The organism is Halomonas sp. NO4 (assembly GCF_010994375.1).
GTDB lineage: Bacteria > Pseudomonadota > Gammaproteobacteria > Pseudomonadales > Halomonadaceae > Halomonas.
Genome location: NZ_WHMA01000002.1, coordinates 254,156 through 273,283, shown reverse-complemented (window position 1 = coordinate 273,283; position 19,128 = coordinate 254,156). Strand labels below are relative to the sequence as shown.

Below are 19,128 nucleotides of genomic sequence, written 5' to 3'. Positions count from 1 at the left end.
AAGACGGAGGCGATATGATCCCCTCGCAGTGGAGTTCCGTGGTACGCCTCACGGAGGCCGAGCATCGACGGATAGATCGCGCCTTGACACTGGACTTCTGCCGCACCGCCATCGGGCTGGTGGTCGGCGTGGCGGTCACGGTGCTGGTCTTCATGTCGCAGGCCCCGTGGGCCGGCGAGCCGCACTGGTATCACGCCTATGCCAGCTACGGGTGTATCCCGGTCGGCTTCCTGGCCGGGGTCTGGGTCCGCTACCGGGTGCGACAGTTCGTCTATCGCCGCCTCCTGTCGTGGTGGGCGCTTGCCGATTCTCGGGCCACGCAGCCGTATGAGCGGCCGCTGCTGCCCGAGCGGCCTCCCACCCTGCTGGAGCAGATAGATCGCAAGGTGGTGGCCGTCACCCCGTTCAGCTGCGGCGCTGTCTTCGCGTTCGCCGCCATGTTCGGGCCGTACACCTTCCTGCCCTTCTTCGAGCTGCTGCCCTACGGCGGCTGGGTGGCGACGCTTATCACGCTCGCCTGGTTCCCGTTCATCTTCGCCATCGGCTACGGGGTCGGCCATCGGCTGCGGCGTCACCTCGACTCGCGGGTGTCCTCATTGTAGAGCTTGTTGAAGAAGTCGACCTCGGCCTGCATGGCCTCCTCGATGGCCTCGACCTCCTCCTTGCGCTCCGCCTCTGACAGCTCGTCATCCTCCTTGATGGCGTCGCGAACGTCGCGCAGCTTCGCCAGCGTGTCAGAGACCTCCGTGGCCAGCTCATGGAGGCCGAGCTTGGCCTCGTGCTTGTCGTGGAAGTCGAGCGCCTTGTCGGCGTCGATGTTCTCGAACTCCTCGTTGAGCTGGGCCAGCTCGTCCCGGCGCTGGTAGAAGGTCTGCATGTCCCGGTAGGGCATGACCTCGCCCATCACCCGGCCCGCGAAGGGGATGCGGAAGCGCTTGATCTCGTCGCCCTGGAAGACCCGAGCCACGGCGTCCGCCGTCTTCTCGGTGAAGCCCCAGGCGCCGCCCCCGTAGTAGTTCACCAAGTGCTGCATGACGCTCGGGTTGAGGTCCACAGCACCGCTGCGGTACTTGCTGCCGCCGGTGTGCTCGTTGATGAACTCCGCCATGGCGTTGAATGCCTCGGGGGTGGAGCCCATGCCCAGCTGACTGTCGGGCTTGGGTGCCCCGCCCACGAAGTTCTCGCGGTAGATGGGTCGCCCGGCGAAGTCCTCGTTGACGGCCACCTGGGTGATGGAGCGGAACAGCGTGGGGGTCATGTTCTTCGCCAGGACGTTCTGCATCTCGGGCGAGTCCTCGAAGCCGATGGGCGAGAAGCTGCCCAGGACCGACAGGGCGATGTCCTTGCCGAAGTCGGTGATCGACTTGTTGCCGTTGATGACGCCCTCGGCATGGGTGCCCATCACCGAGAAGACGTTGTAGCCGTAGGGGAGCGGAATCTTGACGTAGTTCTCGCCGCTGGTCATGAAGACCAGATTGCGCTCTTTCTCGAACGAGGGCACCTTGTCCCAGTACAACTCATCATCGTCGTCCTCCTCGGACATCCAGCGGTTGAACATGCTGAGCATGTACGACCCCACCGTCATGCCCACGGCCATCTTCTGAGCAGCGTTCATCCGCGACCAGATATTCATGCGGCTGTTGCCCGGCGGTGCATCGTTGATGCTCCCCAGCGTCCGCACCACGTTCATGGTGCCCTGGACGGAGGCGTTGAAGAACATGAAGGCGGCATTGAAGGCGGTGCCCAGCTCGCCGCGACGGTTGAAGTTAACCGTCATGTTCTTCGCCAGGCTGGCGGCCTTCTTGCGTGACAGGCCGCCCTTGCGCGCATTGACGTAGGCCGACAGACGCACGGCGTTCTCCACCGCCCCGTTGACGTTCTCCACGAGGTCGGTGGCGCGCTTCCGGGCGCGCAGCATGTCGGACACCGCGCCTCGCTGCGAGCGGCGCATCACGCGGCGAAGCTCCTTGGCCTGGGCGTCGATGTCCTTCATGTCGAAGTAGCCGGTCTTCGCCCCGTCCTCCATGAACTCGCGCATCCACTGGTCCCAGACACGGGAATTGGCATCACGGCCTTCCCGCCCAGCCAGGGCCCGGTAGGCAGCGCGCATCGCCGGCCGGATGTCGCGTACGGTCTGGCGGACGATCCGCTTGCCCTTCGCCTTGCCGTCTTCGCGGGTCTGCTCGGCCGACAGGTTGAGGATCGCCGTCTGCAGGTCGCGCGCGAAGTTGCTGACCATGAACTCGGGGTTGTAGCTCGTGACCAGGCTAGACATCAGGCGCGTGGCTGAGGCCATGGCGTTGATGAGGAGTCCGTTCTGCTCGGGCCCCACGTTTCGCATGGCGTTCGCGAGTCGCTCGTCGTTGATCTTGATGTAGTAGGTGCGCCCGCCCTTCTTGGTCTTGAAGTAGCGCGGGTTGCCGTCCATGGCCACCGGGCGCATCTGGACCTCGATGCGGCGTTCGCCGGTCTCGGGGTCGGTGCGGGTCACCTTGGCACGCTCCATATCGGGGTTGTCCCGCGTGAAGACCTGCCACAGCTTGGGGTTGGGGTTGTCGGTCACCAGCGACAGCAGCGAGTTGCCGACCTCGTTCTTGCGGCGGCGAATCAGCGACTGGATGGTGTCCACGATAGCCTGGGTCGAGGGCGAAGCGGCCTGGGTGCGACGGCCCAGCGCGGTGCGTCCCTCGCGGCCCTGGACCTCGAAGCCCTTGCCGGTGCCCGTGCCGACGCCGAACTGCGGCTGGGCCTCCTCGTCGTGAGCCCAGCCCTTGAGCGGCACGTAGTAGTCGTAGCTGGCCTCCCAGGCGTCCACCGCTTCGTTGTCTTCCAGGCCGCCCTCGCGGATCGCCTCGCGACGCAGGGCCAGCATGTCATAGACGATCTGGGCAAGGCGCCGGTAGTCATCCGCCTTGCTGCTGTTGAGTTTGCGGTCGAGAATTTCCTGGGCCTCGGCGTCGGTCATCCCCGACCCACCGTCCTGATAGCGCTCATCGTCGGGGTTGCGCTCGGCGATCTTTGCGTTGCGCTCCGGCGCGTGGCGGGCGTAGAGGAAGTCGTCGAAGTCGGACTGGCTGATGTCGGCTTCGGCCAGGCCTTCGGCGAGGCGCTGGACGTAGTCCTGCTCAAGGTCACGCAGGTCGGTCTCCGTCTTGCCGTGGAACAGCTCCTCGGCCAGGTAGACGTCGTTGTCCTCGTTGACGCGACCGCCATGCTCCTCGATGCGCTGCTCCAGAACCTTGAGGGGGCGCATCTTGTCGACTGCCTTACGCGCGGCGACCTCGGTGAGGGTCTCGTCGGGCAGGCTGAAGTGAGCCGAGTCGCCGGACGGATACCGACCGCCCACGGGACGGCGCAGCGAGAAGCGAATATCGGGATCGCCAATGTCGAACTCGCCTTTGTTATAGACCGACTTCACCTGGCCCGGGGAGAAGGCGAGGACCTCGCTGCCGTAGGGCAGGTTGGCGGCCTCGCCCAGGTTGTCGACGCCCGGGTTGATCCAGATCGCGCCGTCGTAGCCCTGGTCCTTAAGGCGCTGGACGGCCTCGGGGTCGTCGCCCAGGTTATAAATCCCCATCTCGTCCTGTACGTAGTAGGGGTTCTGGATCGAGGCGTAGACCGGCACCACGTTCGGCGTGGCGATCCGGCCGCGGCTCTCCACGCGACGGGCCTCCTCGTTGAGGCTCTGCTGGCGACGGGCGGTCTCGCGGATTCGGGCGTCGAGCGCCTGGTAGCGGTCGATCTTGTCGGCCACCGACGGGTTGCGCTCGCGAATCTGCTGACGCTCGGTGTCGTCGAAGGCCTCCCACATCCGCGACAGGTTGGCACCCTCGCCATAGTAGAACTCGGCCTCCTCCTCGGTGACCGCGTCGTTGGTGGCCATCGCCTCGGTCTCGATACGCTCGACCTCGTCGCGCTGCTGCTCGGGCGTCATGTCGCCAACCGGGTACTGGTCAGCGAAGGTCATCGGGGAGCCGGTGGCCTCGCCGCCGGCGTAGTAGTTGGCGTAGCGGGCCGAGTCGGTCAGGTAGATCGGGCCGCCGTTCTCGGTGGCGTAGGCGATGTCGGTCTGGGTGCCGTGGTATATCTCCAGGGGCTCGCCCTCGGCATCGACCACCACCGACTCGCCGAACCAGCGACGGAATGCCGGGCTTTTCACCGGCGGCGCCAGGCTGAATCGCGGCTCGGGGGTGTCCTCGCTCGGCGCACGGCCCTCGGTCCACGTCCACTCGGGCATGAGGCCGGTCTTCTGGTCCGCGAAGACGGTGTCTTCGATGCCGGCGGTGCGGTTGTGCTCACCGTAGGGGCCGAAGTTGAGCCAGCTGTTCTGCCCGCGCGTCTCGGACGTCACGGCGCCCACTGCCGGGCCGGTGAACAGCCGGATATGCGCCTGCCAGGCGTTCTCCTCGCCACGCGCACGGAAGCCGGCGCCCTCCAGGCCATGCCCGAAGGCGTCGTGAACCGCGCGGAAGAGGTCGTTGGCAAGCACCTTGCGCTTGGGGCCGTCCGGGCTGCCGAAGGCCCACTCAAGGCCGGTGTCCTCGAGGAGTGGGTTGTCGGTGGGGTCGAACTCTTCGTCGGTGCCGAAGCCGCCCTCGGTGGTGAATACCGCCATCCGCTTATTGGCGCGCAGGTCGCGAACAGCGTTCCAAGGGTTGCCGTCGTAAGGGTCGGTATCGGCGTCGAAGAAGTAGAACTCGTATCCGGCGTCGACCAGGGCGTCGTACTGCGCCCGGGTCTGGCGGATCATGTCACGGTAGGCGCGCTGTACCTCGGGGTCTTGTGGGGCGTGCTCCATCGCCGCATAGGCGTCAGCGATGCGCCGCGCACGGTCCTCGTCGACCTTGACGTATTCCGCCTGTCGACGAAGCTCGATGCCATGGTCGCGGGCATACTGCTCGGCAACCGCTACGAGTTCCGGGTCCGGCCCCGAAGCCCCTCGTACTGACGGCGCACCTTCAAGCGGCGCTGGGCCTCGGCGCGCTTGGCGTCCTCCTCGGTCTCCGGTGCGTTCGGATCGTAGGCTGAATCGGACGTCGCCGGGGTCTCCCCACCCGTATCGCTCGCTGAAGTCCTCGAAGACCCGCTGTACGCGTGGTTGGAGCTGATCTCGGGCCCAGTCGAGAAGATCGGATCGTCCGGCTTCGCTAATCCGCGACGTGTAACCTTGCCCATTAGGATTCTCCTGCCAGTCGTTGGCGGCGAAACCGCCGTCGAACCGCAATAGCTTCGTTTCAGAATCAGGTATTGCCGGTGCGAAGACAGCATCCAGCGCTTCAAGGGCATTGCCGTCCGGCAGCGTGCCCATATTGAGCAGCCTAACACCCTGCGGTGTGCTGACAAGGGCCAGGTCGTCCTGCCAGTCGGGCTGCCCCTTCTCGTTGAAGTGCGCGTCCAGGGCGCTCGACAGGTCGGCCATCTCCTGCGCCGACAGCGGGCGCCCCACGTTGACGTCCAGGGCGTTCGCACGCTTCTTTGAGGTGGCCGGGAAGGGCCGGTGCCAGCCGATGCCCTCCTGATACGTGAGCAGCCCCAGGAGGTTGGCGTAGAGGTCCAGAGCTTCCCGCTGAGCCGGGTCGACGGCGCCACGCTGGGTGCCGCCCCGGTCGGGAGCCACCGCCACCTGCTTCTGCATGCCGGCCGAGACCTCGCCCTGCCAGGCACCGGGTGCCATCAGGTCGTCCGGCTCGGCGATCAACCCCAGGCGAGCGGCGACCATGTCCACGCCGTTCTCATCGCGAAGGGCGTTGTGGACCGCCTGCTGGAACTCCACCTGCTGTTCATAGGGCGCGTCGTGGACGCCCGGCAGCACGCCCGTGGTGCGGCCTGGCCGGGCCTCCCAGGAGACCTGACCGACGTGGTTGAGGATGGCTTCCTCGAAGTCGAACTTGGCCTTGACCGTCTCCTGGGGGTCGACGTCCGACTTCATCGCCTGGTCGAACCAGTTGTCCCAGTGCTTCGCCTCGTTGTGGGTGACGCGCTCCTTGCGGGTCTTGCCGTCCTTCTCGACCTCCCTGAAGCTGATCCACCCCTTGCGCTCCGAAATTTCGTCGGCGCGCTTCTTGACCTTGGGGTTCTCCATGCGGGCCTTGATGGCCACCCAGATGGCTGCCTGGACATGCTGAGGCTCCCAGCCGAATTGCTTGGCGACCCGGTTGGCCTCGTCCTGCATGAACATCTGTTCGGAATCGGTCGGACGGTCGTGGTCGTATTGCGCGGCGCGCATCATCCACATGTCGATGGTCGCGCCCTGGCGCCCTTCGGTGCTGGGGTCGATCTGGCGGAGCAGGTTGTTGAAGAAGTTGGAGGTCTTCTCCCCGCTCCAGAACTCATCGACGTCGCTCAGCGCTCGCTCGGCCTTGCGGTCCTGATCCCCGGTCTTGACGTTGATCGGGTGACCGGCCTCGTGCTGAGCCCACGCGCGCAGGGCGAAGGTGCCGTTGGAGCCCACCTTGGCCTGGGGCGAGTAGATCGACAACAGGGAGGCAAACTGACGCGCTCTGCGTACATCACCGCCCACCATGCGCAGGATCGCGTCGCCGCTGTTCTCATACCAGTAGCGGCCGGGCGCCCCTTCCTCGGCGAGGCCGCGCAGAATACGGCGCAGCTTGCCAATCTTGCCCGGGGTGTTGAACTTGTCGGGTGCGCCGATGTACTTGCCGTTCTTCATCGGCTTCTGGCGAAGCACCTCGCCGCCCCGGGTATAGGCGTTCTTGAAGCCTTCCAGGGCGTTGCGTGCCTGGGCGGCCAGGTTGGGCGTGAAGCGCAACCCCTCCTTGACCTTGCGCCCCTTGACCGAATCGGGCAGCTGGGCACGAATCTCGTCCGGGTCGCCCTTCACCGTCAGGGTGCCATCGGGCGCGACGTGTGCCTTGAAGCCTCCGAACTCGCGGTTGAAGCGCAGCGCGTAGCGCGGGGCGGTATCTCTCGACGGCGTGATCGCGGCGCCCCGGGCCCGGGCCAGCAGGTCGACGATCTCCTGGCGACCCCACTGCTTGGCGGCCCGGTCGCCGAAGAGGCGGCGCAGCCACTGGCGGACCTTGCTGACGGCCCGGTCAACCCAGCCGCTCTGCGGTTGCGTCTCGGCCAAGTGGGCCATGTGCTCCTCGGCGACCGTGCGGCGGGCCTGCTCGGGAGACTGGTTGTTCAGCTGACCGGCGTAGGTGCGCTCCAGGCGGCGGCGCTCTCGGGCCGGCATGTCTCGGTAGATAGCGTCCAGGGTGCGGTTCATGGTGTCGCCCAGCACCTGGCGGACTCCGCCGTGGCCCACGGTCTCGTGCAGGGCGGTCCTGACCGCCTCGTCGGGGGAGTCGAGGTTGTCGGCGACCAGCCAGGACGTGCCCTGGTGACGCACACCGCTGACCTGATCGGCCACGCCGTCACGCTCGATGGCCTCGCGGATGGGCGCCGGCAACTGATCGACGCTGTCGACCACCTCGGCCGGCAGCCCCTCGTCACGCAGCGGCTGCACGGCGTCGCTCACGGCGCGGGCGTGCTCGCTGGGCTGACTGGTCTGGCGATAGCGGGTCTGGTCGGGGGCCTGGTAGCTCACCACCTGGGGCGTGTCGAAGACGTCCCGCAGCAGCTTGATCGAGCGCCCGCTGTCGTCCATGTCGTAAGGGGTGCTGTCGTCCCAGTCGACCACGATGCTGTCGTGGCCACGGCCGGTCACCTCCTCGCGCAGCTGGCGGGTCAGGCGCTTTATCTCGGCCTCGCTCTTGCCGGCGGGGTTGGGAACGTCCCACCCGGCTTCCTTGGTGAGCCGCGCCCAGTCCTTGTCGCCACGGATCACCAGCGGGTTCTCGGCCACGTCCGACTGGCTGGCGGTCTCGATGTCGGGCCCGTACTGCTCGGCCGTCTCGCGGTCCAGGGCAAAGTAGCGACCCTCGCCCATGACGGGGACGTCGGCACCGGCGTAACGCTCGCCCCGATCCTGACGTCCCGAGCCGCGATACAGGGTGCGGTCTCGGGTTGATCGGGCGTCCCGTTCTCGCTGGGCGGCGATGCCCTTGGGTTCGGGGGCCACCTCCGCCTGGGCATCGAGGTCGCCGAAGGGGCGGTTGGTGTCGCCGTCTTCCAGCCACTGGCGCAGCGTGTCGGGATCGGTCTCGGTGATCGCGCCCAGGCCGTCCCAGTTGCTCGGGTAGTTGGCGAGGTAGCCCTGGCGCGCTTCCTCCGCCGAGTTGAAGCCCATCATCACCTTGGGCTCGTCGAACTCGCCGTCGCGGTCGACTTGGTCGATGACGAAGGCCCGCTCGGAATCCGGGGAGTCGCCCACGAAGACGTCGACGTTGTCCCCGTCCGGGGCTCGGGTGCCCTTGATGTCGCCGTAGTGGTGCGCCAGGCGCGACCGCCAGAATCCACCATCCTCGTCGGTCCCGCTGCGCTCCGACCCCTTGGGGTTCTCGATAGCGATGTCCATGCCCTGGAGGCGCACTCGACCCTTGCGGTAGTTGTCGGCCTCGATCTGGGCGTCGCTCGGGTCAGTCTCCGCACGGCTGGCTCCGGCCTCCACCTCGGACGGCGTCGGTGCCTCCATGCGGCGCGGGCGCGGCACGCGTACGGCGAAACCGCCGTCGACCGGCTCCACGATGGGCTCGCGCTCCTGGCGCAGGGCGTCGCGGAAGGGACGGCTGGCCCGGGCACCACGTTCCGTCTTGAAGGGCTGGCCATTGGTGCGGCGGAACAGCTCGGGGTCGGCCGCCTGCTCGTCGGTCGCCGCGTCCGTTTCCTGGGTGCCGGCCTGGCTCTGCTGGATGATGTCCCAGGCCTCCTGGGGCTTCATCTTCTTGATCGCGTCGCGGCTGTACCCCAGGTTGCCCAGGTCACGCTTCATGCGGTTGGTGACCATGGTCGGCACGGAGGCCGTGCGCTGGTCGCCCGTCTCCTCTGTCGCCACCGATTCGGCGGCTTCCCGGGCTTCTGGCGTTATCTCGGGTTCTTCCTGCTGCTGGGCGGTGGCCTCATCAAGGTCCAGGCCACGCGGCTGCAGGTCTGCCCGAACCTGGGCGCGTGGCTTGCGCGTGGCGGCCTCGGCTGCTCCCTGGCTGATCTCGTCGAGCCCCAGGCGCTGGCCGTCGATCTCGATGGTGGTGTCGGGAATATTGGCGGAGGGGTCTTCCACCCCCTGCTGCTGCCACGCCTGTTCCCACTCCTGGCGGCTGCGGAAGCGACGGCCGACCTCACCCTCCGTCTCGCCGGTGGCGGCCTCTGTGTCCATTCTCGCGCCCGTCTCGGCGCTCTCCATGCGCTCCAGGGCACTACCGAAGCGCTCGGCGGCACTCGACAGGCGGGTGCGAGCGGCTTCGACGCCCTCCTGATCCTCGTTGGTCCGGGCCAGGGTTTCGTCCTCCAGGGCGGCCGACACCTCCTCGCTGGCGGCATCGAGGTCGCGCACGACGTCGTCCATGCCCTGCGCTTCGGCCTGCTCGCGGATCGTCTTGAAGGTGTCGCCGAACGCCAGGGAGTCACGCTGCGCGCGCTGCTCGGCATCGAGTTCACTGCGCGGCGTGCGCAGCAGGTCGGTGGCCTGGGCGGACGTCCCGTTCAGGGCCTGGATCACATTCTGGGACGCGGCCATGGCTTCGCCGGACACGGCCTCGCCAGCCGATACGCCCACGGGGCGCCAGGCATCGCCGTCGCGCTCGAACTCGAATGCCGGCTCGCCATTGTCGCGCTCCACGCGCAGGGTTTCGGTGCCGTCGTCGCGCCGATCCTTGCGCACGGTCAGCTGACCCTCGCCGTCGAAGTCGGGCATCGTCGCCCCGTCTTCCATGTCGCCGGCCAGGGAGCTGACGGTATCGAGGAAGCGACGGCGGCTGTCGCTGACCGGGGCCTCGTCCATCGCCAGACCTTCCACGGGGTCGCCGCCTACGGTGACGGTGGTGTCGGGTGCGTCGTCATCCTGTCGACGCTGCCGTGCGGCCTGGCGGGCATCCCGGGCCTGCTCCTGCTCGAAGCGCTCGTTGAGGGCGGCGATGTCCTCGGGAGTGCGCTCGCGCACGATGTCGCTCTGCGTGCGCGGCGGCTTGCCGCCTCGGGCCGCGCCGCCGACACCACCCAGGCCACCGATAGGGCCACCCAGCATGGTGCCCGTCATGAAGTCACCCCAGGTGCCCTTGGTCACGTCGCGTGCGGCGTCGATGGCCTGGTTGGAGAGCCCGCGTGCGGCCATGGTTTCGGTGGCTTCCTGGCCGCCCTCAATGGCCCCCTCAATACCGGCACTCTGTGCCACGCGCTTGACGATGTTGCCGCCCAGCCGCTTCTGCAGCGGACCCAGCACATAACCCATGGCGGCGCCACCGGCCCCACCCAAGGCCATGCCGGCGGTGCTCGCCGCCGCGCCGGCCGTCTTGGCGGTCTGGCGTTTGGCCTCGTCGGGGTCCATGCCACCGTCGACCAGCTCCTTGTAGAGCCCTGCCTCCTCGTACAGCTGGTCGTGGTCCATGGTCTCGACGTATTCCTCGGCCTCGCGGGCCTGGCCGCCCCCGGCCTGCAGGCCGCCCACAGCGGACATGGCCGCCATGGCGCGCTGCGGGGAGCCGGCCATCAGGGTCGCGGCCTGGGGCGCGAACTCGCCCATCAGGCCGGCCATGAGGCCCATGTAGCCGGCGGCGCTGGGGTCGTCGCCCATCGACCAGCTACTGGGGTCGGTGAGGTCGCCTTTCGGCATGGAGCCCTTGACCGCCTCGCTGAATTCCTGCGATTGCTGCGCGTCGATCTGCTCGGCGCCCTCATTCATCCAGTCCTCGAAGCGCTGGAAGAGGTCGCTGGGCTTGCGGCCCTGCAGGGCCTCATCGCCACGGTCGATTAGCTCGCCGAGACCCAGCTTGCGCAGCCCCCGGTCGACCTGCTCGCCGCCCATTTCCAAGAAGTCGCCGGCACCACCGCCCACGCCGCCGGTGCCGCGCACGCCGCCTTCCAGGGTTTCCAGGCCGTAGTCGCTGGCACTGATACCCTCGGGCTCGTCGGCCACGTCCTGGGCCGATTGCAGGGCGGCGGTGTCCAGCTCGCTGCTCTCGCGCAGGTCGGTGCGTGCCTGGCGCTGCTGGCGATCCTGGCGTTCCTTCACGGCGCGTTCCTGAGGCCTGCCGCCCGTGTAGCTGGCGTCGGGCAGCGACAGGCCACGGGGCTCTCCAGCGCCCTCGTCGCCTCCTTCGTCACCCGCCTCCTGGCTGGGGAACACGTCCGGCTCGGTGGTCGAGACGAACTTGTCCCGCATGTACTCGACCTTGCCCTCGGGCGCCTTAGGGCGGATTACCTGATCGAAGAACTTGTCGCGGACGATCTTTCGGGTCTCGGGATCGGCCTGCTTGAAGCCCTCGCTCTGAGTGACTTCTTTCCACGTCGTCGACTTGTCGGTGGCGGCGTTCACACGCGGCTCCTTTCGGTCTTACCCCAGGACGTCGTTGAGAATCTGGTCGGCCCTTTCGTCGGGGCTGGTGTCGGGACCAGGGCGCCGTCCGCGCTCGCGGTTCGGTTGGTCCTCCTCGGACGACTTGCCTTCCTCGGTCTCGCCTTCCGGCTCGGGTTCCGGCTGGTCCCCGGTGTCGAGGCCCGAGCCAGAGGGGAAGGCCTGCTGCGCGACACGCTCGCGACGGGATTTCAGCTCTTCCAGCTCGCGACGCATCTGTTCGCGATCCTCGTCCGGAATCTGCGCCATGGCAGCCCGGTCTTGCAGGGTGTTGTTGATGCTCTCGATGCGGTCGGACAGGTAGTTGATCTCGTCCTGAGCCCGGTCATATCCAGACGCGCTGCCGGCCCGCGAGCGGACCATGTTGTAGGCCTCTTCCATGTCGCCCGCGATGCCGTTCTCGACCAGCAGCTCGGCCTCGCGGATACGGCTGGGCCGGTCGTCGCCACCGCCCCGTCGAGCGGCATCGGCGCTGCCGGCGCCACCGCGTACCGGCTTCACCTCGCCGGTATCGGTGTTGCGCTGGATCATGCCCAGGGTCTCATGTTCCTCCAGCTCCCAGTTGTCGCTTTCCTCGCCGCGCAGCAGCTGGAGCACCTTGCTGGCCTGCGCCTGCGCCTCGGGGGTCTGCAAGGATTTGCGGATCGCCTTCATGCCCTGCGTCTTCTCCACCAGCTTCTCGACCGGCACCTCCATCACGGTGTCGTCATCCTCGCGGTTGGAACGGCCATCGGTCATGGGGGCGCGGTAGGTCTTGCCGTCCTCGCCGGTGACTTCGAGGTCCAGGGTCACGGTGTCGCCCTGCGTGCCGGGGTAGACGCCGGTGACCAGCTTCTGTCCGCCTTCGCCCTTGGCAACCTCGCTGCCGAACAGTTGGTTGAGCGAGGCCAACGAATCGGGGTCGTTGATCGACTTGGGGCTTTCGGGATCGACCACCTGCTCGGCCACGGCCAGGGCATCATCGGTGTCGGGGTCGAGCGCCGGCCAGTACTTGGGGTTGTCGCGCAGCGTCTCGATCTCTTCCTCGCTGGGGGCCATGCCATTGGCGATCTTGCCCAGCGCGAGCTGCACGGTTTCGAGGTCGCGGGCGCGCTCGACTTCCTCGCGCTCCATATCGAAGCGCTCGCGCTGCATATTCAGCTTCTCATCGGCGCGCTCCTGCTGCGCCTGGCCCTGGTAGTATTGATCCATGAGGCCGAAGCCCTGCGTGAAGCCGCTGGCGAGACCACGCGTGTCGAGTCCTTCTGCCATGTCTGCCTCCTAGAACAGTGAGCCGGCCAGCAGACCCACGCCGGCACCGATGAGGCCGCCCACGGGGCCGCCCACGGACGTGCCGGCACCCACCATGGCGCCGATACCGGCCCCGGTGCCCACGGCCTGCATTTTTTGCTGATGCTCGGCCTGCTCCATCTGGCTCTCCAAGTGTTCCGCCTGGCGCTGCTGCCCGGCCAGGTCTTGAAGGCCCTGCATGGCCTCGCCTTCCATCTGACCGCGCAGCCCGAGAAGTCCGTAGCTCATTGGTCCATCACCTTGTCGGGAATGTTGGACAGGCCCATGCCGCCAGCCAGGATGGCCTGCTGACGGTCAAGGGCGGAAATGCGCGCCTGGTTGCCGGCGCTCACCTGAGCGGCACGGCGGCGCACGTCGGCCTCGCGCTCGTCGGCGGCCTGCTGGCGGCTGTCGCGGCTCACGCCCAGCCCCTGGCGCCACTGCTCATCCGCCTGCTGGTTGGCGTCGAAGGCCAGGCCCATGGACTGGCTGGCCTGGCGGGCGGCATCGCGGGGCGCCGTCTCGTCCTGGGCGATGTCGGCCAGGGAGCGCACGTAGGGGCGGAAGCGCGCCTTCCAGTCCTCCCATTGCGCGCGGTTGAGGCGGCCGAGAAGGCGCGAGGCGCCCTGGTCGCCACGGAACGCCTGGCCGGGGTTGATGTATTGCTGAGCGCTGTTGCCCGATGGGGCGGGAACGTTGGGCAGGCTGCTGCGAAAATCGGTCGCCATGGCATCCTCCCTCAGTAGCCGTAGATGTCGCGCGAGGTGTCGATGGCGGTCTGTGATACGCCATCATCCATGCCCAGCCCTTGAGTCTCGCCGCCGAGTTCCTGCAGGCCGTAGCGGGTGCCGGCGCCGGCCACCTGGCCAAGCAGCTGCAGGTTGGCGCTGCGCCGGTTGAAGCGCTGGGAAGCGGTGTCGCGAGCGTCGGCGGCGGCCACGTCGGCCACGCCGGCCAAACCCTGCTGTGCCTGCCCGGCCTGTCCCTGGCCGATGGCGGTGATGTTCTGCAGGCCCTGAATCTGTTGGTTCTCCTGCTCGAACTGCGCGCGGCCCAGCGTCTCACCGCCGGCTTCGGCGGCGTCCAGCGACAGGCCGCCCATAGTGTCCTGATAGCGACCGCTGGTGGGGTCGATGCCTGCCTCGCCCAGCTGCCCGGCGGCCTCGCCGCGCAGGTCGCTGGCCGCCTGCTGCTGGCTCTGCATGGTCCGCCCCCGGATATACGCCATGCGGTCGGGGTCGGTCATGCCCGCCACCTGTTCCATGTACTCGTCTTCCAGGGGCGCCAGTTCGCGTTGAGCGAAGTTCCACTTCTCGGCGGCGACCTGCGCCAGGTAGCGCTGCTCCGGGGTATCCTCGACGGTGTTGTCGCCGCCGCCACCACCATCACTCATGGATATACCTCTCGTAATCGTTGCCATCCCGTGACCAGCGACGCATGACGCGCCGATAGCCGGGGCGTGTCGACGTGAATACGAGGCGACGTGCCCCAATCTCACGGGCGAGACGCTCTATTTCGGGTTCATAGCGGGTAATCAGGGAGTCTCCCTCGCCATAGACGATCCACACCTGCACCGTGGTCACGGAGCCGGCGAGCGGGCGAAGAATGCAGAAGCCTTCGGGGCAAACGAAGAGGAACGCGCGACCCTCGACGCAGGCCGCATAGACGTCATCGGGCGACCATCGGGCCGGGGCTTTCGTCTGCACCTTGTCGAGGCAGGGGCGGATGGCCTGCCAGTGGTCCTCGATGCGAGCGGGGGTCAGTCGAGACATTGGCGCACCTCACGGTGGGCTTGTCGGCAGGGTATCAAATGGCGTCGAGGTCGTCTTCCAGCGCCTTCACGGCGGCGTGCATGGCGGACGGGGCGTCGGCATTGCGTATCGCTCGCTTGGCATTGGCCTTGGCCGCCTCGATGTCGGAGCCGGCATTGACCCACTCGTCGCGCCGTGTCAGCACCAGGGCCGCCATGTCGGCGGTCGAGATGCCGCGCGATTGCGCCTCCTTCTCGAGCCAGGGGAAGGGGCCATTGTCGGGATGACGACGCGCCTCGGCCAGCTTGGCCTCGTAGGCCATGGCCTGGCCCTCGCCAGGGGAGATGAAGCGCTTGCGGGCCGCCTCTGCCGCCGCATCCACCTTATCCAAGTAGTGGGCGCGTGACGCGGCCGTGTCGGGGAATGTCTTGATGCTGAGCCTGGCCATCAGTACCGGCGCCCGTTGGGGTGTTTCATGATGTCGAGGTGTTGCTCGCCGTGCCACTTGGCCGTGTCGTGGCCGACAGGCTCGAGAGAACTGCATCCAGCGAGCATCATGGCGATGAGGGTGGCAAGGATGATGTTACGCATCGACGGTTACCTCCAGTTCTTCATCCCGATAGGCCGGCGGTCCTGCCAGACTGATCGAGTAGGTTCCCGGCAGATCGAACTCGATGACGTCGTCACCGTCAGCGATCATTGTCTGCCTGTTTACCTCAATTTCAGTTCCCGACGGCAGGGCTTGGAACGTGACTTCGAGCCCGGCAATGGTGTGGGTGGTGTCCAGTGATTCCCGCTCTTTGACGACCGGCTCATCGCCGGAGAGGTCGACGTAATGAGTGGTGTCGTCGAATGAACTGACATCCACTGCAATAAATCGCTCACCATCGAGACAATTTCCCTCTGCCTCTTTGTCGCTACCTTTTGGGAGGGTGACGATTCGGTGAATGGGTGACGGAAGGTCTGATCCATAGATGACATAGTTCATCGTTTTAACTCTATGCAGCTGATAGCCCGAGCCTTGTAGCCTATATCGGTATTTTCGTTGCCTTCAGGGACCCGACACTGAAAAGAGACCGTACCCCCTGCCGTCGTCACGACGCTAACACACACCGTTCCCACGGATGAGGGGGCCATTGCGTCAGAGGCTGAAAGAATTACTGACCCACCTACTACAACGCGGTAATGAAGCGGATAAGTATAGCCGCCCCCGTTAGCGATAACTGCGCTACATGTCAGTAGTTGATCCTCTCCACCCGGTATCGACAACGTCTGCATAGTATGCCATGACGAGTAGTGACCGGTGGTGAGTCCAGCGGTATAGGAAGCTCGCGGAAATGTAACCGCCTGCCCTTTAATCTGCAGGGTGTCGACGTAGGCGTCGCCGGTATAAATCTTGTTGCCGTCGATCCGGGTGGTGCCAGGGCGCACCCAGAAAGGGTCGCCGATACCCGCCGCGACCCCGAGAATCTCCCACTCGTGACCATGGTTGCCGTCGTTGGCGGTAGACCCGTCGGAGTAGAGGCGGATATACCGGGCATGTCGACCAATGCCGTCGACGGTGGGCATGATGTCGCCCTCGTTACCATCACCGCCGTCGCGGGAGGTGGAATAGCTGGAGACGTTGCCACTTGAATCACCCTCACCTACGACAAAGACCCAATCGCCACTGCCGGTCTCGGAGACGGCGATGGCGTAGTTGTATTGCCGATCATCGAGGTTGTAGAAGTAGACCCGGCTCTCGGCAATATATTTGAAAGCCCCCAGGTCAGCAGTGACGTACTGCGCCCCGCTACCCAAGCTCCAATAGTCGCCAGATAATTCCTTGACGCCGTCATTAAGCCTCCCGAGATCACTTCCACTGCCGCTGTCGGTGAAAGTGGCGTCAAGGGAATAGTTAACGCCGGTCATTTCATCACGAACCACATCGTTCGACACCCGGCTATCGGTGTAGTCAGTCTTGTCGGCATCGGCCGGCGGCTTGGTGCCGGTGACGTCAGCGTCGTAATCCGCGCTATCCTTGCCTGCCAGTGAACCAGCATCGGTAATACCGGCCAGCGGAATGTGCGTATCCGTGCCGCCGAACTCGGCATAGCCGTCGGGCCGCAAAATCCATCCTGATGAGCCAGCAACATAGTTGTCGGATTGAGCGACATCGTAGAAGGTCGCGGCCTCGGCGACGCTGAGCTGGTCGGCCTCGATCAGCTCGGCACGGATCGTTCCGTCGACGGTGGTTATGGGGTCGCCCGCGTCGTCCTCGATCTTGCCGATGGTGATGGGGCCGAGCTGGCCTTCCTGAATCGAGCCGTCCTTGATGAGGGCGGTGTCGATCAACACCGTGGGCGTGCCGTCGATGTCCTCGATGAGAAGCGGGTAGACCGGGTCTTCGCCAGGCCCCGTGCGCACGGCCAGGCGGTCAGCGTGAAGGATCAGAGTTTCGTTCGGGGCACCCAGGTCGGCGGGCTCGTCGTCGAGGTTGCGGGTCAGGGTTTCCAGCAGGTAGCCCACGTCGGGGATGGGCTCGGCGTAGGTGCCCGCCGTGGCGTTGGGCGGCCCCTCGACACCCGCCGTGGAGGTGAAAGTCACCCAATAATAATACCCCTTGAGGTGGTCGGGATCGTCGGGCGCCAGGTCGTCGTCGCGGGCATAGTCGGTGAAGACGATTCCGCTGTCCCGGCCCACCAGCACGGCGTTGGCGAAGTTGTCGTTTTCGTTGCGATAGATGTTCGCGTGGGCGTGATTGCCGTACAGGTCGTCGGGGTTGTCCCAGGTCAGCACGATGCGCCCGTTGAAGCTGCCGTTCGCGGCGAACCCCTCGGGCGCAGCCGGGGTGCTCATGTCGGGTTCGCTACCGCCCGCGCCGGGCTCCAGGGCACCGCTGCCCTGATGCCCCACGTTGCCGCCGGCCTTGCGGTTGGCGATGCCAGTGTCGAGCAGGTCGCGCAGGGTCACCTTGCGGTCCAGGGGATCGCCGCGCACGCCCTCCCCGGTTTCCACGATCTCCTTGATGGCCTCGACCAGGCGGCGCTGCTCGGGCGGCGTATTGGGCGAGACGGGCGGCAGCGTGCGGCGTCGACTCATACCAACTCCTGCGGGCTGCTGGCGATCTGCACGGAATTGACCTCATTGGTTCCCTCGACCTCGACCTCCCAGTCACGGGCGAAGGCGTAGCCGGCGGGCAGGCGGAACAGGTCATGGCTGTCCACCTCGCGGTCGATCACGGTGTTGCCATCGGCGTAGAGGCGCAGCGTGACCGGGTAATCGGCGGCGATGACCTTGGCGCAGGTGAACGATGTCCCGGGCACCACTTCCTCGATGCGCGAGCGCCAGATGTAGGTCAGGTCGCTACCCTGCCCCCAGGCGGTGACGCTGCCACCCTGGACGAGGTAGAGGGTGTCGTCGGCCAGGTCGTAATAGCCGGCATCGGCCTCGATGGTGAAGAACTCGATGCCGTCCTCGGGCGAGAAGGCGAAGCTCCCGCCGTCATAGAACGCCAGGTAGCGTTCGTCGTAGCGGTAGGCGTGGATCGTCGACGGATCGAGCGCACGCCACTGATCGCGACTCATTATCTCACGCGTCACCAGGCGGGCCTCCCGGCCGCCCACGGCCACCAGGCCATCGGGCGAGGCATAGAGCGCGTAATCGCCCATGTCGACCAGAGAGGCCGCCGACACGCACGGCAGCGGCACCTCCAGTTCGGTGGGCGCCATGGCCTCGGGGCTGGAGCCGGTAACCATGTAGGGATGGCCGTCAGTGACCACCACCAGCCCATTGGCCACGCTGGCGATGGCCACGATGTGGTAGGGAAAGGCGAGCTGATACCCCACCGGCCAGGCGTGCGGGCGGTAGGCCTCACAGAAGCACAGGGTATTGTCGAAGAAGCCCGCCAGGATGCCACCCGGCAGTGCGGTCAACCCCACCAGGCGCGGGTCCGGGGCGTCCCAGTCCACGGACGGCAGGGCCGCGCCGAGGCTGTCGCTGGTCACGGCGTCGGTGTAGCTGGTCGCCGCCGCGTCGAGGTCGGCGACGAACTGGTAGATGCCGCCCGACTCGACCCGGTAGAGACGCTGGGTGACAAGGTCGTGGTTGCCGCTGACGATGCCTGGCAGACTGACCTCGACCTCACCCCCGTCCGGGGCGCCGCTGACCATGTCCCAGCGGGTGATGGTGCCGCTGGGGTCGCTGGGTGGGCCTTCCTCGCCATAGCCACTCACCAGGGTCACTACATAGGCCGTCTCCAGGGCGGTGTCGGGCCACTCCCCCTCGGCCACCCGGTCGGCGGGGGCCGATACCGAGGGCGCGCTGTCGGGTGCCGGGATACCCAGCTCATAGGAGGCGCCGGGGTAAGGTGCGGTGCCGCTGGTCAGGTGGTCGATGGCGGCCATGCGCGGCACGCCATCGCCCGTCCAGTAGAGGCGCTCGTGGTCGTCGTCGGCCAGCGGCGAGGGCACCACATGCACCGGGTCGCCGCTCCAGCTCAGCCAGAACCCATCGCCGTTGTTGCCGTGCGGGTAGCGGTACAGGGTGGTGGGGTCGCTGACCGTGGTGACCGACTGGCTGGCCGTGTCCTGCTCGGGCTGGAGCGTGCCGTGGCGCAGGTAGACGTTTTCGGCCGTCTGGGCGGCATTCTCGGGCAGCAGGCGAGCATCGAGGATCGGGCGCTCGCCCTGGAAGGCACTGTAGACCAGCCGCATG

Annotated in this window: 12 protein-coding genes; 1 reads left to right on the top strand and 11 read right to left on the bottom strand. The window is 66.7% G+C overall.

Annotated features, from left to right (window positions below):
* The first annotated feature begins 14 nt into the window (after positions 1–14).
* On the top strand, positions 15–602 hold the full coding sequence (locus tag FEF15_RS02965) for a hypothetical protein (protein ID WP_163557603.1): 588 nt from the start codon (positions 15–17) through the stop codon (positions 600–602).
* Here the strand turns inward: FEF15_RS02965 and FEF15_RS02960 are convergent.
* From FEF15_RS02960 to FEF15_RS02910, 11 genes are read right to left on the bottom strand one after another with little or no spacing between them, the layout of a single operon-like run.
* On the bottom strand, positions 572–11,374 hold the full coding sequence (locus FEF15_RS02960) for an LPD38 domain-containing protein (protein WP_163557602.1): 10,803 nt from the start codon (positions 11,372–11,374) through the stop codon (positions 572–574). The genes FEF15_RS02965 and FEF15_RS02960 overlap by 31 nt on opposite strands.
* Before the next feature lie 18 nt (positions 11,375–11,392).
* Positions 11,393–12,664, bottom strand: coding sequence for a hypothetical protein (locus FEF15_RS02955; RefSeq protein WP_163557600.1), 1,272 nt, complete (start codon positions 12,662–12,664; stop codon positions 11,393–11,395).
* Positions 12,665–12,673: 9 nt separating this feature from the next.
* On the bottom strand, positions 12,674–12,931 hold the full coding sequence (locus FEF15_RS02950) for a bacteriocin (protein WP_163557598.1): 258 nt from the start codon (positions 12,929–12,931) through the stop codon (positions 12,674–12,676).
* Positions 12,928–13,410 carry a hypothetical protein gene (locus FEF15_RS02945; protein WP_163557597.1) on the bottom strand — a complete coding sequence of 161 codons (483 nt, stop codon included), beginning with the start codon at positions 13,408–13,410 and terminating at the stop codon, positions 12,928–12,930. Before FEF15_RS02945 ends, FEF15_RS02950 begins: the two co-directional genes overlap by 4 nt.
* Before the next feature lie 11 nt (positions 13,411–13,421).
* Positions 13,422–14,075: a hypothetical protein gene (locus FEF15_RS02940; protein WP_163557596.1), complete on the bottom strand. Its 654-nt coding sequence runs from the start codon at positions 14,073–14,075 to the stop codon at positions 13,422–13,424.
* Positions 14,068–14,454, bottom strand: coding sequence for a hypothetical protein (locus FEF15_RS02935; protein ID WP_163557594.1), 387 nt, complete (start codon positions 14,452–14,454; stop codon positions 14,068–14,070). The genes FEF15_RS02940 and FEF15_RS02935 overlap by 8 nt, the downstream gene beginning before the upstream one ends.
* Positions 14,455–14,488: 34 nt before the next feature.
* Positions 14,489–14,881, bottom strand: a complete 393-nt coding sequence (locus FEF15_RS02930) for a hypothetical protein (RefSeq protein WP_163557593.1) — start codon at positions 14,879–14,881, stop codon at positions 14,489–14,491.
* Positions 14,881–15,024 (bottom strand): hypothetical protein, encoded by a 144-nt coding sequence (locus tag FEF15_RS02925; RefSeq protein WP_163557591.1) that lies wholly within the window; start codon positions 15,022–15,024, stop codon positions 14,881–14,883. The genes FEF15_RS02930 and FEF15_RS02925 overlap by 1 nt, the downstream gene beginning before the upstream one ends.
* Positions 15,017–15,421, bottom strand: coding sequence for a hypothetical protein (locus FEF15_RS02920; protein WP_163557590.1), 405 nt, complete (start codon positions 15,419–15,421; stop codon positions 15,017–15,019). The genes FEF15_RS02925 and FEF15_RS02920 overlap by 8 nt, the downstream gene beginning before the upstream one ends.
* Positions 15,418–17,514, bottom strand: a complete 2,097-nt coding sequence (locus tag FEF15_RS02915; protein WP_163557589.1) for a hypothetical protein — start codon at positions 17,512–17,514, stop codon at positions 15,418–15,420. The genes FEF15_RS02920 and FEF15_RS02915 overlap by 4 nt, the downstream gene beginning before the upstream one ends.
* Positions 17,511–19,127, bottom strand: coding sequence for a hypothetical protein (locus tag FEF15_RS02910; protein ID WP_163557588.1), 1,617 nt, complete (start codon positions 19,125–19,127; stop codon positions 17,511–17,513). The genes FEF15_RS02915 and FEF15_RS02910 overlap by 4 nt, the downstream gene beginning before the upstream one ends.
* Position 19,128: the final 1 nt, after the last annotated feature.